At 34.0% G+C, this 14,458-nt stretch carries 10 protein-coding genes; 4 read left to right on the plus strand and 6 right to left on the minus strand.

What is annotated here, in order from left to right; translation table 11 throughout:
• Nucleotides 1-536: 536 nt before the first annotated feature.
• Entirely contained in the window at nt 537-2,633 is a 2,097-nt protein-coding gene (gene pta, locus ACP6PM_RS03945) for a phosphate acetyltransferase (RefSeq protein WP_426582032.1), read from the plus strand.
• Between the two features lie 483 nt (nt 2,634-3,116).
• Here pta and ACP6PM_RS03950 read toward each other — a convergent pair whose 3' ends face one another.
• Nucleotides 3,117-3,815, minus strand: coding sequence for a lysophospholipid acyltransferase family protein (locus tag ACP6PM_RS03950; RefSeq protein ID WP_426582034.1), 699 nt, complete (start codon nt 3,813-3,815; stop codon nt 3,117-3,119).
• 202 nt (nt 3,816-4,017) lie between these two features.
• A complete protein-coding gene (locus ACP6PM_RS03955; protein ID WP_426582036.1) occupies nt 4,018-4,614 on the minus strand; it encodes a sulfite oxidase-like oxidoreductase in 597 nt (198 codons plus the stop codon).
• A 519-nt stretch (nt 4,615-5,133) separates the two neighbouring features.
• Between ACP6PM_RS03955 and ACP6PM_RS03960 the strand changes: the two genes are divergently transcribed.
• Complete coding sequence (locus ACP6PM_RS03960) at nt 5,134-5,355, plus strand: hypothetical protein (RefSeq protein WP_293095205.1); 222 nt, start codon at nt 5,134-5,136, stop codon at nt 5,353-5,355.
• Between the two features lie 175 nt (nt 5,356-5,530).
• On the opposite strand, the gene ACP6PM_RS03965 is transcribed toward ACP6PM_RS03960, so the two are convergent.
• The gene (locus tag ACP6PM_RS03965; RefSeq protein WP_426582038.1) at nt 5,531-6,946 is read right to left on the minus strand and encodes an LCP family protein; all 1,416 of its coding nucleotides are present in this window, start codon (nt 6,944-6,946) and stop codon (nt 5,531-5,533) included.
• A gap of 97 nt (nt 6,947-7,043) precedes the next feature.
• Entirely contained in the window at nt 7,044-7,415 is a 372-nt protein-coding gene (locus tag ACP6PM_RS03970) for a hypothetical protein (RefSeq protein ID WP_293095210.1), read from the minus strand.
• 1,023 nt (nt 7,416-8,438) lie between these two features.
• Between ACP6PM_RS03970 and rpe the strand changes: the two genes are divergently transcribed.
• Entirely contained in the window at nt 8,439-9,155 is a 717-nt protein-coding gene (gene rpe, locus ACP6PM_RS03975) for a ribulose-phosphate 3-epimerase (RefSeq protein WP_426582040.1), read from the plus strand.
• Nucleotides 9,156-9,839: 684 nt separating this feature from the next.
• Here rpe and ACP6PM_RS03980 read toward each other — a convergent pair.
• Nucleotides 9,840-10,622 carry a DsbA family protein gene (locus ACP6PM_RS03980; protein ID WP_426582042.1) on the minus strand — a complete coding sequence of 261 codons (783 nt, stop codon included), beginning with the start codon at nt 10,620-10,622 and terminating at the stop codon, nt 9,840-9,842.
• A 1,110-nt stretch (nt 10,623-11,732) separates the two neighbouring features.
• On the minus strand, nt 11,733-12,197 hold the full coding sequence (locus ACP6PM_RS03985) for a hypothetical protein (RefSeq protein ID WP_426582044.1): 465 nt from the start codon (nt 12,195-12,197) through the stop codon (nt 11,733-11,735).
• A gap of 863 nt (nt 12,198-13,060) precedes the next feature.
• Here ACP6PM_RS03985 and ACP6PM_RS03990 point away from each other — a divergent pair.
• Complete coding sequence (locus tag ACP6PM_RS03990) at nt 13,061-13,843, plus strand: HAD family hydrolase (RefSeq protein WP_426582056.1); 783 nt, start codon at nt 13,061-13,063, stop codon at nt 13,841-13,843.
• Nucleotides 13,844-14,458 lie beyond the last annotated feature (615 nt).

Below are 14,458 nucleotides of genomic sequence, written 5' to 3' on the forward strand. Positions count from 1 at the left end.
TTTATGGTTATATTTCTCAAAAAATTTTATACAGTTTCTTGAGCAGGTAGGGAGGTTGCATGGAACGTCCCTACAGTAAAGAGAAGTAAAAATATCAATAATCAACACTCTCCTGACTAATAATTATCAAAAAGATTATTTGGTAATGTTAATTACTTAATAATTGAACTGTCACCTAATTTAAGGATTAATTCATGGTAATTGGCATTATAGGTATCAGGATTGAATATCTCCAATAAAACAACTTTAGTAATGGGAAATAGATGTACCTAAAGCACTAAAAAAACAAATTAATAAATGTTTCAAGCCAAGTAATACTGATTTGATAAATGTTTGTTATAAATGGTAGGGACGTTGCATGCAACGTCCCTACGTAAGAGGGAAGAAGGAAGAAATATTAAAATGATAGATATAGCTGTCTAAAATGAATTACAGAAGCTCTTTTTAAGTATCTCCGATCAAGATGCACCTTTTTGTAGCATTCTTTTTTTTAACTGGTATAACCCTTGAATAAATCAAGAAGATGAATTAAAATTATGACAATATCTCTATATATCAGTACCCTTGAAGCAGACAGTGGTAAAGCTTTACTTGCATTAGGAATTATAGAACAAGCCTTACTAAAAACTACTAAAGTAGGTTTTTTCCGACCTCTAATTAGAAAAACATCAACAGGCAAAAAAGACAAAGAAATTGAGCTGATAATTACTCAATTTAATTTGCAACAAAACTATGAAGATTCTTATGGTTTATTAGAAAGCGAAGTACTTCAACTGATTAATCAACATAAACATGAACAAGTTTTAGAAAAAATAATTACTAAATACAAATCCTTAGAAGCAAATTGTGATTTTATTCTCTGCGAATGTTCTGATTATTTAGGTCAAAGTTTGGCTTTGGAATTCGATATTAATCGGGAAATTGTACAAAATTTAGGTTGTCCGATTATTCTGTTGACTAATGGTTACCAAAAAAGCATCGAAGAAATAACCAGTACCATTCAAATTTCTCTGGATGCTTATCAACAGAAAAATTGTCAAATTATGGGAATTGTAGTTAATAAAGTTGTCTCGGAACACATTAATGAACTTAACCAAGTATTAGCATCTGAATATGACCAATTCAACTATTTACTGTCTGTAATTCCTTACACCTCGAAACTGGAAAATCCACGAGTTAGGGAAGTAGCAGCACAACTTCAAGCATCTCTTATCGATGGAAAAAAGAAATTAGATAATCTTGTCTCTGACTATTTAGTAACAGCAATGCAAGTTTCTAACGCATTAAATTGGTTGGAGGAGGGTCAATTAATTATTACTCCTGGCGATCGCGGCGACCTAATATTGGCGATGTTACAAGCGGAGCATTCAGTTAATTATCCCTCTCTAGCAGGAATTTTACTATCGGGAGGTATTTCTCCTGCACCATCAATTCTAAAACTAATTGATGGTTTAGCTCATCCTCTACCCATTATCTCAGTAGAAACTGATACTTATACTACTGCTGCTCAAGCAAAAGAGGTAAAGGGTTCAATTGTTGCAGGTGATATCGAAAAAATTCGTTTGAGTCTAGAATTATTTGCTAAGTATGTTGATGGAACTCAACTAGACACGAAGTTGCATGAGATTAAGTCTCATGGTATTACTCCGAAAATGTTTATTTATAATTTGCATCAACAAGCAAAATCTCTCAAAAAACACATTGTTTTACCAGAAGGAGGAGAACCTCGTATTCTCCAAGCAGTCTCTTTTCTACTCAGTCAAGGAATAGTTGATTTAACTATTTTAGGTAATCGCAAAGATATTGAAAGTTCTATCAGAAAACATGGCATTAACTTAGATGTTAACACCCTCAATATCATTACACCGAAACAACACCCAAAATTCTCTGAATATGTGGAAACTTTCTATGAACTCAGAAAACATAAAGGAATGACGCTGGATGCAGCAAAAGATTACATGATAGATGTATCTTACTTTGGCACGATGATGGTTGAATGTGGGGATGCAGATGGCATGGTTTCTGGTGCAGTGCATACAACTCAACATACCATCAGACCAGCACTACAAATAATTAAAACTAAACCTGGTTTTTCTCTAGTTTCCTCTGTCTTTTTTATGTGTCTGGAAAGTCACATTTTAGTTTATGGAGACTGTGCAGTTAATCCTCATCCTAACCCTGAAGAATTAGCTGAAATAGCTCTAGCTTCAGCAGAAACTGCCTCTATATTTGGCATTGAACCAAAAGTTGCTATGTTATCCTATTCTTCAGGTTCTTCTGGTAAAGGGGAAGAAGTAGAAAAAGTTCGCCAAGCAACAGCGATCGCCCAACAACGCCAACCAGAGTTACAATTAGAAGGTCCGATGCAATATGATGCAGCAGTAGATGCTGCTGTGGCAGCTCAGAAAATGCCTGGTTCTAAAGTTGCCGGACAAGCAACAGTGTTTGTTTTTCCAGATTTGAATACGGGGAATAATACTTATAAGGCAGTGCAAAGAGAGACAGGAGCGATCGCTATCGGACCTATATTGCAAGGTTTGAAAAAGCCAGTAAACGATCTTAGTCGCGGTTGCAAAGTAGAGGATATCATTAATACTGTGGCAATTACAGCTATTCAAGCACAAAATATTTAGTAGTAATATCAAGTCCGGTAGTATAAGTATAATTGGAGAAGGAGTTATATCAAAGGAGATAGCATTGGTATAATAGACCTCTCCAGAAAATAAACTTGCTCTTTATTTAAGACAAGCTAGAGTTGTCAAATTCACTCTCCGAAATCATTTTTCGTATCTTTTTCGTGAAAATATATACCCTGTTCCCTACTAGCCACAAAAAATCTATATCTTTTTCACGCCTATGTCTAATTATATCAAGGGTGTTGAAACCCACCCCTAACCCCTCCCAGGATAGGAATTTGGGGAGTGTGGGAACATGGGGAAATTGGGTAATCTTGTAAAGATTTGGCAATGACGCGAAGATGGAAAATTTTTTTTATACCTACTTAATCGGATTTGATATTAGAAGGAAAGAGAATTTAGAAAGATTTGGTAATTTTCGTACTTGATATAAGTAGGGGTTTGGTCACCAAACCCCTATAATTAAAAAGACTTGTAAAACTAATATTTTTTATGTAATTGCTTCAGAGAAAGTTCCATATTCGCGGTAAGTTCTTGAGCAGCTTGCTTTGTCGAATTACCGAGATAATCTTTAACTTCTAAAGGATCGCCGATATTAACATGTACACCACAGCGCCAGGGTGGAGGTGCAGGATGATCGTATAAAATACTAATAGGAATAATTTTAAGATTCGGTTCAGCACCACTAGATATTACCTGTAGTGCTATACGGGAAACTCCTGGTTGAATAAAATGAATTTCATTATCTTCAGGATATATTTTTCCTTCGGGAAATAGTACCAAAATTTCCCCCTCTTTCAGGAGTTTAACACTATGACGAATACTAGATATCCCTGGATTATCGCGATCAACGGGAAAACCACCCAAGCGACGAATAAACCAACCTTGAAAACCTTCTGTTTGTTCTTGGGAAACCATATATCGCAGGTAACGGTTACTAACTAAACCTACCATATAAGCCATAATTAGAGGGTCCCACCGAGAACGATGAGTCGGCGCAAGGATAATTGCTTCTTTGTCAGTTGGAAGTTTTTCTTGACCCCTAACTTTTATGTTGAAATAAAAAGGTAAGAGAACTTTACATACAAGAAAGTAAGTTAAGGGAGTTAGCCAAGGTGAAAACCCAGGGATAATTTCTGGAGATGCTGGATAGTTTTGAGGTTTATTGTTTTCAGTCATTGCTATAACAGGGAATAGGGTATTGGTGAAATAAGGTATGAAATTCGTATCGAAGTAAGATTGATAGTAAGAAAAAAAGCTCTTTTAACTACTGACTAATGTAGGGGCGATTCGCGAATCGCTCCTACTAAAAATCATACAATCATTCACCAACGCCGAAATTAGTATTAAACTGCACCTCACTATCCATTTTCCCATCTCCTTAAATAGATCCATAACGTTCTTCTGCCCAAGGTTCACCACGTTTGTGATAACCATTACGTTCCCAAAAACCTAAATCTTCATTGTCTAGAAATTCTAGCCCATTAATCCATTTTGCACTTTTCCAAGCATAGAGATGAGGAACTACTAATCGCATAGGACCACCATGATCGGGAGGTAATGGTTCACCAAATAGAGTGTGGGCAAAGAAATTTTCTTCTCTAAGGAAGTCAGACACAGAAATATTAGTGGTATAACCTCCATAGCAATGTTCCATAATATGGATAGCTTTGGGGTCTAATTCTACATGAGCCATAAAATCTGTAACTTTTACCCCTGTCCACTGAACATCAAGTTTTGACCAACGAGTAACACAATGAAAATCTGCTGTGAAGTGGTTTTGTGGCATTGCTATTAAGTCTGACCAATTAAAGGTAACTTGTTTAGCTAAACCCCATACTTTTAACTCCCATTCGTCTTTACTAATATTAGGAGTCTCACCATAAGTTAGTACGGGGAAACCTTTAGCCAAGTGTTGACCGGGAGGAACGCGATCGCTTAGTTCTGCTTCTGGTTTGCGGAAAAATTTACCTAACATGATTGACAAGTTTGAGTAATGTACTTTGAATAACTTGGATTAACTATTTTAGTTTCTTTGAATAATTAAGATACCAGAGTTTTTTCTGGAATTGATTAGTTTACTAATGAATAAATTTTATAAGTTTCATCTTTGAGTTAATAATCTCAACTTTCATTTTTGTTGCTGACTCGAAACTGGCTAAGTCCCTATCAAGTCTGAGCATTTCAACTGTCCTAAATTTTGGCACTAAATTTACTTTATTCCCAATCTTAAACCAAAATTATTTCTCTGATTGAAAGTTGAGAAGAGGAAGTTTCTCTAGTTGGAGATGAGCGTGAACCGTAATTGAGGATTTTTTCTCCCTTTGCCAATTAATATTAAGTATCTATTTCATCAAATCAGACATTATTGTGTCATTATATGTCTCCAAAAATTAATCTCAAACTTGGCAATTCCTAAGCTAAAACTTAGTTAGCCCATATTTTTATTAGTTATAATATTGATCAATGTCAAGAATTCATAAATACTATAAATCAAATGAATATTACCTATATAATTCCCTTAAGTCTTTTTTTTCTAGCTATTTTTGTCAGTTTCAATACTGATGTCAAAACCTTGGATGGCATTCCTAGAATATTAGCACCTTGTATAGGGGTCATTGGATTAATTTGGTTTTTTAATGTGATTCCTTGGTTATTTCAGGTTGGGTTTGTACTAATTTTACTTTCTCTGAGTAAAACCTACTTACCAAATAACTAGAGTCTTTGGAAATCAACAATTTTAATTGTCTGCTAATTTTTGAAAGTATTTTCATAAAATTTTGAAAGTATTTTCATAAAATAGTGTTAGGGTAGAGACATTCCAGTGGAATGTCCTTCTTTAATGCCCTAACTACAAATTCTACACCAGTGGATATAAAAATAAATGGTAATTTTTACCAATTTTGTGAATTTTGAGATTCATCTTTAATTGGCAACCAATCTTGTCCTAACTGAATAGTTACATCTGACTTTAAATATCCCGTACTTTCTACAAAAACTTCTCCAAAACCTAGAGACTTTTGAACTGCTTGTGCAGCTTGAATATCTCCTTTCTGAGCAATAATTCGAGTTACTTCTAAAGGTTTACTCCAGGGTTTAGCAACTTTAACATTCCAATAACCAGAATCATTGAGAGACCTAACTAATTCATCAACTGTTTCCCAATTATCAGTGCTATCTTGAATTGCTACTCTAATATAGTTAAAGTCTAAGTTTTCTACTTCCCAACGATCATAACCAAAGTCAAAGTGTTTGGCTATCATATTATCTAGGGTTATCAAATCAGGCAACCAGTAACTAGCCTTATATTCTTCAGGATTGCTAAACTGACCAGGTACCATTAACATTTGTACATTAGGTCGCTTAATATTAGTAGCAAAATTCATTAAGGCTACTAATTCCTCTACACTCAAATTTGTATCAATATGAGACTGAATTACTGAAAGAATTTTTGGCAGTCGGGATAGAGTTTTCAGATTAACCGACTGTTCCATAAAAGCTCGCATCAAAAGTTGCTGCCTTTGGACTCGCCCAATGTCCCCTAAATTATCATAGCGAAATCTCATAAATTGTAGAGCCTGGTCGCCATTGAGATGTTGTTCTCCCTCTTTAAGATTAATATAGAGGTGTTGACTATCATCCTGATATTTCATGTCTTTAGGTACATGAACTTTCACACCACCAAGAGCGTCTATCAATTTTTCTACACCTTGTACATTGACTCTAATGTAACGGTCTATTCCTACCCCACCCAAAAGTTCACTAACAGCTTTTGCACTTTTGGCTGGTCCACCATAATAATTGGCCGCATTAATCTTGGTTAAGCCTCGATCTTCTACATAAGTTCGAGTATCTCTGGGAATAGAGAGTAAGGTTAACTTCTGATTTTCAGGGTCAAACCTTACCAGAAGCATCGTATCAGATAATCCTTTAAAAGAATTAACCAAAGCATGATATCCTAGATCTTGATCATGCGGGTATTCTTCTAAATCTGATGTTAATACCTTAATTCCTAACAACAATATATTGACAGGCCGAGTTAACTCTGGCAATCTCATACTGCTTTTGGCCAAATCTTTTTGAGAAAATACTGCTGCTTCTTCTGGAGATAGTCTTTGTTGCATTAGTGGGGTGCTAGAAAGAGATACTGCTAACAAAGCTCCTGCTGTGGCAGATATCATTGCCACTCCAGCTAAACCTAAACCTAAACCAAACCAACGTCCGGGAGTAAATTGGGAAGGTTGTTTCTGGTAATTTTCTGTTTTTGATTCTTTACTAGCGGTTGAATTTAAAAATTTATTAGCGGGCACTGGTTTCCTCACACACTAAATATTAAAATAGAGTTTTTTGTCAGAGAAATTTTGCTGAAAATCTCAATTTTCAACAGTTTAATAGAATATTTAACAATCATAAATGTTTACCTACCACTTTTTCTGCTATCTGGCTAATTCCTGGTAGCCATAAGGGTTGTCTTTTCCATATCCGAACCATTAGTCCGAAAGTAACTATAAAGTAGCTAGTAGTTAGTAGGCTATTTATTAATAACAAGGTGATAGTACCAGATTCCCCTATTTCGCCTCCTAATTGCAACAAGATATTTCCTAATAACCAAATTAAGGTTAGAGTCACAATTAATCGGCTTACTGCTCTATGTTGTAGACTAGCCTTTTGACGAAGCAAAATCCACATTGCGGGAAAGAAACCTAATATTGGAGTTACTAATAAAAATAGTTCTTGACGGTTGATGTGAGGATTTTCAAGTTGGTCGGTATTTTTCATCTTTAGTTATTTTGGTTATCGGTAAAAGTAAAATTTTTGGCAGTATTTAAATGCTTAAGCAAAATTAATTACTATTATTTATTCCCTGTAATTTTTACAGCATCAGCTTTTTAGTTTGAGAGTATGTGTAATTAATTTTGCATGACTACTTAGATAATTAAAATTAGGCAGATTATGCTTAAGCTAATATACATTTATATTGAGAATAGTAAATATAGCAATATGATTTGAGTTGTGAGATATTGGAGACTTTTAGGTATGGAGGCACTATTGCTACAGGAAAGAAGAAAAAAATGTATCTTCTTCATAAGATAATTGCTATATTCTATCCTTTTAAGGAACATCTCAATTCTCACATCTGATTCCTGATTGCTATATCACAGGAAAAAAGACTAGGGAAAGACATTTAATTGATCGGGATTTTTTTAACTCAATACGTATATTCACAGTTAAAATCTGCAACAGCTTATTAGTTATATCATAGTAATCAACCCAAATATTACTGCTATATTATCTATCTTTCTATATAGAAATAAAATAATTTTTCTCCAACTAATGAGATTTTAATTTTTATATAAAGTTTGTCAAAAAGCTTGAGGTACAGTTGTTTTTCTTCTTTTCTCTCTTGGTGCGCGTTCCCTCTCTTGGTCAGCATTCTCCTACGTCTGTCGCACCCCGCGGGGTTGCACCGCTATTCCCTGTTTCCCGAATTACTACGACTTACTCCCATTCTATGCAACGTCCTTACCTACTCATTAAAACAAATGAATTTTTTACCTCATAAGAGAGATGAGAATTGCTATATATAAAATAAATACATCCTAAATAGTTGTTGAGAATTTTGGTCAAACTTTAAATTACACTTCGCAGTCTTTTAGACTCTAACAATAGTTGGATAAAATTCCTCTTTAATCAAGCCTAAAAACTAAACTAGGACTTCTCCATCTACACATTCTGATAATAAATAATTAAATTAGTGTTAAAATTTACGGTAATCCAGTAAGTAGGAGAACATTTACTCTAATGACCACTACCGATAAGAAATCTATTGTTATCGCCCCATCTATATTATCAGCAGATTTTAGCCGTCTTGGAGATGAAGTCCGAGCTATAGATAAAGCTGGTGCTGATTGGATTCATGTTGACGTAATGGATGGCCGTTTTGTACCTAACATTACTATTGGTCCATTAATTGTCAAAGCACTTCGTCCTGTTACTCAAAAACCTCTTGATGTCCACTTAATGATTGTGGAACCAGAGAAGTATGTTGAAGATTTTGCTAAAGCAGGTGCTGATATTATCTCTGTTCATGCAGAACATAATGCTTCACCTCATTTGCACCGAACTCTAGGCCAAATTAAGGAATTGGGTAAGCAAGCAGGTGTTGTTCTTAATCCTTCCACACCTCTAGAATTAATTGAATATGTTCTAGATTTGTGTGACTTAGTATTGATTATGAGTGTGAACCCTGGTTTTGGAGGCCAGAGTTTTATTCCTGGGGTATTACCTAAAATTCGTCAGCTCCGTCAAATGTGTGATGAGCGGGGACTCGATCCTTGGATTGAAGTTGATGGTGGCCTGAAAACTAATAATACTTGGCAGGTACTAGAAGCTGGTGCTAATGCTATTGTTGCGGGTTCTGCTGTGTTTAAGGCTGATGATTATGCAGAGGCAATTAGTGGTATTCGTAATAGTAAGCGTCCTGTTTCTGTTCCTGAACCTCAGTTAGCTACTGTGTGATAACAAAAAATACTGTTTAATAAAAAATTATTTTAATTAAAAATGGGTTTTACAATCCATTTTTAATTTTTTTGAGCTTGATTTATAATTTATAATTTAGGATTTTTAGTAAAATTTGTAGTGGGCTGACACACCTTAAGTGTTGCATTAGAAAAAAATTGTCAAACCTTGCCATAAAAAGAACTATACGAAAAAAGGGCTATGCACGGTTTTAGCTGTGTCAATCCAATACTATTGCGTATAGAGCAATAGTTAATTCATTTCCTGAAGCACCCCGCCACGGGAGATGAATAGTTAAATTTCTCTACTATTGCGTATAGAGCAATAGTTATTTCATTTCCTGAAGCACCCCAACACGGGAGATGAATAGCCAAATTTCTCTACTATTGCGTATAGAGCAATAGTTATTTCATTCCCTGAAGCACCCCAACACGGGAGATGAATAGTTAAATTTCTCTACTATTGCGTATAGAGCAATAGTCAATTCATTTCCTGAAGCACCCCACTACGGCAGCTGAATAGTCAAATTTTATTACTGGACTGACACACCTTAAATGTTGCATTATAAAAACGCTCAAACCTTACTATAGCCAGAACTATACCAAAAAAGCGCCCTCGACAGTTTTAGCTGTGTCAGTCCATTACAAATTTTGCTTTTGTCTCTTGCAAGACGAGGCAAAATATCTACTGAGTAACTTTAGCTAAAGTCTCCTCCATTTGAGAGAGTTTTACTGCACCAGAAAAAGTTTCTCCATTCATCACAAAGAAAGGTGTACCAGAAACACCAATTTTTTGAGCTAATTTCATATCGTTTTCAATTGAAGTAGTCGCTGCTTCAGATTCGCGATCGCTATTAAACTTTTCTATATCTAAATCCAAATTATTAGCAATCTCTACATATAATTCTTCTCCTAATTTATCTTGTTGTTCAAATAAAGCATCGTGATATTCCCAAAATTTTCCTTGTTGTTGAGCTGCCCAAGATGCTTTTGCTGCTGGTATTGCTTGGGGATGAATTCTTGTTAAAGGTAGATGTTTAAATACTAAAGTTACTCTATCTTGATGCTTATCCATAAATTTTTTGAGATTTTCCTGTGCTTTGGCACAAAAAGGGCATTGAAAATCTGAGAACTCAAATAGTACAATTTTTTGAGCAGTAGAACCAAAAGTTGGAGAGTCACCAATTTCTTCTTGAGGATTATTTTTAAATTCTTGTAATATTTCCTGTCTACTAGCTTGCTGTTGTTGCTGTTGTTGCTGTTGATAAGCTTGTACTGATTCAATAATTGCTTCTGGGTTATCGCGAAGAATCTGTAAGACTTGTTTTTCTAATTCTGAGTTTGTTGGATTATTTGTTAATTGAGCGGAAGAATTACAACCACTAATTGTAATAACAATACTGAATATTGCTATCAAGTAGAAAACTTTGAAGTTTTGTAGATGAAATTTAGTAGAATAATTACTCATAATTCTCAATTTTATGTCAAACAAATTACTAATATAGAGTGGTTTTATTTGAATCCTGTAGAAAGCATTTTATAATTTGGGAAAAATATAGATAAAGCTTTTACTTTTTTTATCTATTTCTCAATTTTTTACAAATCATTTAGAAGGTATCTGTAAAATAAATCTAAAGAAACGCCTCAAATATCGAGTATTCGGTGGGTTACGGCGGCCGGCGGCCGGGGAAATATTATTTTATTTCGTGAGATTATTCCCGCCTAACCCACCCTACATCAAGGCTTAATTTTTTATTTATAGATACCCTCTTAATACTGCTATAAATCTAATTGAAATAACATTCGTACCTGTGCCAAATTAATCTAAGATTTTTTATGAATGAACATCGGATACTGGGAACAGGAAACAGAAAATTATAGTTGGTTATTTGAGCAGTGGATATAAAAATAATTATGTCTACTTAGTCAATCTAAATATCAAATATAAAATTAATATTCTTTAGACATCTGCGATAATTAAAAATAAAATCAATTATTGTGCATAAATCATTAATTATTTCCCACTACTCCCTACTCTCTCTTTTCCGGAGAGGTCTTTTGATTACTTAATTAATATATACAGCCTTTTTCTATTCGATTAAGTATTAAATTTATAATTTTAGGAGATAGGCTAAGGATAGTATTTTACCTGACTTGGATCAAAAACTATCTATAGAAAACAAAATAATGACAATATAGTTTTAGGTATTCCTCAGACGAATCATTCCAAATAATTATTCTAGCCAAAGATAATTTACCGAATAATTAAGGTTTAAAGCCTATCATTTAAAGGATAAACAAGCAGTCGTTTGCGGAGCATGACCTAGGATGGGATGGATAGCTTACCTAACCATATTCAATCGACCAAGATAAGAAAAAATTTTCCCTACTGCGTCAATCAAATCCGTTTTAGGGAGAGGTAATTATCAATTATTCATTATCAATTATCAATTATTGAAGGTATCTACAGTTACCTTTGCCATAAACTTATAGTTTGCCAAAATATTTGAAATCTTGACAAACACAGCAAATTAATAATCCTTAGACACGCTTTCTAAATTAGATTAATAGTTAAATTCTAATCTAAAAAACCCATCAAGCCTTCACTATCAATTTCGTTAGAAGCAACTGGACGATTCATCAAAGTTTGCTCAACTTTGAGATGATTAGTACCAATTGGACGAACTCCAGAGGCTGTAATTGTACCATGAACTTCTAATCCACTAACTACTACTGGACGAATTCCAGAAGCAGACATTGTATGGTCAACTTGAAGACCAGTTGAAACTATCGGACGATTGGAAATTGTACGGGTATACTTAAGATGAGTTGTACCAATAGGACGATTTCCTGGTAAGGCTAATTTTCCAGAGTCTTGAGTCCCTTGTGCTTCTTTCTCCTGTACTGGTTTGGTCTCTACTTGTAAAGTGGTGCGTTGTTGAGACCCTTGCTCCAATTTTGTTGGCTGACTACTTTGGGTATTAGGTTTACTGCTAGTATCAGTAGTTTTATTAGTTTCTGTCATAGTTCCATTAGTGCTCATAATTTTACATCTCCATCATTAAATTTGGTTTATCCATACATAATCAGAACCACTACTTTTGACTTTTTGGCCTTCTGACAAATATAATTGTTAAATTTTAATAAACCTGTAGTTATTCTAACCATACTTAAAGCAGAAAAACATAGTTTTGTTAAAAAATGCAACATCTATGGAGACTGTGGATCGACAAAATATAAGATATCTAGTCAAATCTTTCGTAGAACTGTCATTATGATAGAGATTGAGCAATATTCCATAACTATTTGCTAATGTCTAGCTGTAATACTAATCCTCAAAAGTTTTCATCTACTTACGAAGATGGAAAAAATAACGTTCACAGAGAACTATAAGTACTCAATACCTAGCATTTATTGGGGAATAGCAAAAATAAATTATCCAATTCAAAAATTTGATCTGGAAAGTTTCGCTGTATAATTTCCCTACTCTCTGCTCCCTGTTCCCTACTACCTAAATCAATGGTAATACCATTTCTCAAAAAGAATGCTATATCTAATTAGCTGGGGAAGTGTGGGGGGGTTAGGGGATAAGTAAAAGTAGGAATAATCAATACTGACCGATTAATAATTGTCAAAAAAAGACTTTAAACCTTGGTAAATATTTAACTTTTGAAGCATAGCTGAAGCGTAGCATTACTTTTAGTAATTGGTATAATTGTATATTTTTTTTATGAAATTTCTTACAAGTAAATAATATTTATAAATAGAAAATCAAAATATAGTAAAGTTTATGATGTTTTAGGATTGAGAATGGCAAGTAATAAGTCCTAATATTCAATTTCCTTTTTTTTTCGCCTCCATATTACTGGAGGTACTGATAACTGATAACTGATAACTGAAATGACCATGCCAACAAAAACTCCTACTCTTATAGCTCTTGACTTTGATGGCGTTTTATGCAACGGGTTGATTGAATATTTTCAAACAGCTTGGCGTACCTACTGTCAAATTTGGCAACCATCTGATGAAATACCTAATAATGATTTAGCAAAAAAATTTTATCGGTTACGTCCTGTTATTGAAATTGGTTGGGAAATGCCTGTTTTGATTCGATCTTTAATATTAGGTATTGAGGAAGAAAGTATTTTTCAGAAATGGCAAGCGATCGCTGAAAAGATTGTTATTGAGGAAAATTTAGATCGAGCAGAAATAGGTGCTTGTTTAGATCGTACTAGGGATGAATGGATAGTAAAAGATTTAGAAGGATGGCTATCTTTACATGAATTTTATCCAGGAGTAGTCGAAAAGTTAAAAAAATTGATGGTATCGGAGGTTAAACCAGTTATTGTGACAACTAAGGAGGGAAGGTTTGTTCGTTCTCTACTGCAAAAACAAGGTGTTAATTTACCAGAAACGGATATTATTGGAAAAGAATGTAAACGTCCGAAATATGAAACTCTGAGAATTTTACTGGCAGAATTAGGTGAAGGTGCAATTATTTGGTTTGTTGAAGATAGATTGAAAACTTTACTATCGGTACAAAAACAACCAGATTTAAAAGAGGTAGAATTATTTTTGGCAGACTGGGGTTACAATACTGAGAAAGAACAAGATTCTGTAGCTCAACATCCACCTATTCATTTATTATCTTCTGCTCAGTTTTGTCAGGATTTTTCTGTATGGAAATAAAGAATTGAGAATTGAGAATTGAGAACTTAGAATTGAGAAGTTGTTTTTCAAGGGGGAATTTTGAGCAACACTCCCAAAAAAACTTATCCTTAAAAGGTAGGGTTTTAAACAATTAAGAATTCTGAATTGAGAACTTAGAATTGAGAAGTTGTTTTTCAAGAGGCAATTTTGAGCAACATTCCCAAAACATTGAGAATTCTGAATTGAGAATTGAGAAGTTGTTTTTCAAGGGATAATTTTGAGCAAAACTCCCAAAATATTTCCCCTTAAAAGGCAAGGTTTTAAACAATTAAGAAGTTGTTTTTCAAGGGATAATTTTGAGCAAAACTCCCAAAAAAATTTATCTTTAAAAAGCGGGGTTTTAAAGAATTGAGAATTCATAATTCATAATTTAGAACTTAGAATTCATAATTAAGAAGTTGTTTTTCAAGAGATGATTTTGAGCAAAACTCCCAAAAAAATTTATCTTTAAAAGGGATAATTTTGAGCAAAACTCCCAAAAAATTTATCCTTAAAAAGCGGGGCTTTAAAGAATTGAGAATTCATAATTCATAATTCATAATTAAGAAGTTGTTTTTCAAGGGATAATTTTGAGCAAAACTCCCAAAAAAATTT

The organism is Dapis brunnea BLCC-M229 (assembly GCF_050015995.1).
In the GTDB taxonomy this organism is placed as follows: domain Bacteria; phylum Cyanobacteriota; class Cyanobacteriia; order Cyanobacteriales; family Microcoleaceae; genus Trichodesmium.

Bases quoted from the DNA above. Each gene is read 5' to 3' on its own strand.
- pta (WP_426582032.1), top strand. From the start codon at position 537: ATGACAATATCTCTATATATCAGTACCCTTGAAGCAGACAGTGGTAAA.
- ACP6PM_RS03950 (WP_426582034.1), bottom strand. From the start codon at position 3,815: ATGACTGAAAACAATAAACCTCAAAACTATCCAGCATCTCCAGAAATT.
- ACP6PM_RS03955 (WP_426582036.1), bottom strand. From the start codon at position 4,614: ATGTTAGGTAAATTTTTCCGCAAACCAGAAGCAGAACTAAGCGATCGC.
- ACP6PM_RS03960 (WP_293095205.1), top strand. From the start codon at position 5,134: ATGAATATTACCTATATAATTCCCTTAAGTCTTTTTTTTCTAGCTATT.
- ACP6PM_RS03970 (WP_293095210.1), bottom strand. From the start codon at position 7,415: ATGAAAAATACCGACCAACTTGAAAATCCTCACATCAACCGTCAAGAA.
- rpe (WP_426582040.1), top strand. From the start codon at position 8,439: ATGACCACTACCGATAAGAAATCTATTGTTATCGCCCCATCTATATTA.
- ACP6PM_RS03980 (WP_426582042.1), bottom strand. From the start codon at position 10,622: ATGAGTAATTATTCTACTAAATTTCATCTACAAAACTTCAAAGTTTTC.
- ACP6PM_RS03985 (WP_426582044.1), bottom strand. From the start codon at position 12,197: ATGAGCACTAATGGAACTATGACAGAAACTAATAAAACTACTGATACT.
- ACP6PM_RS03990 (WP_426582056.1), top strand. From the start codon at position 13,061: ATGCCAACAAAAACTCCTACTCTTATAGCTCTTGACTTTGATGGCGTT.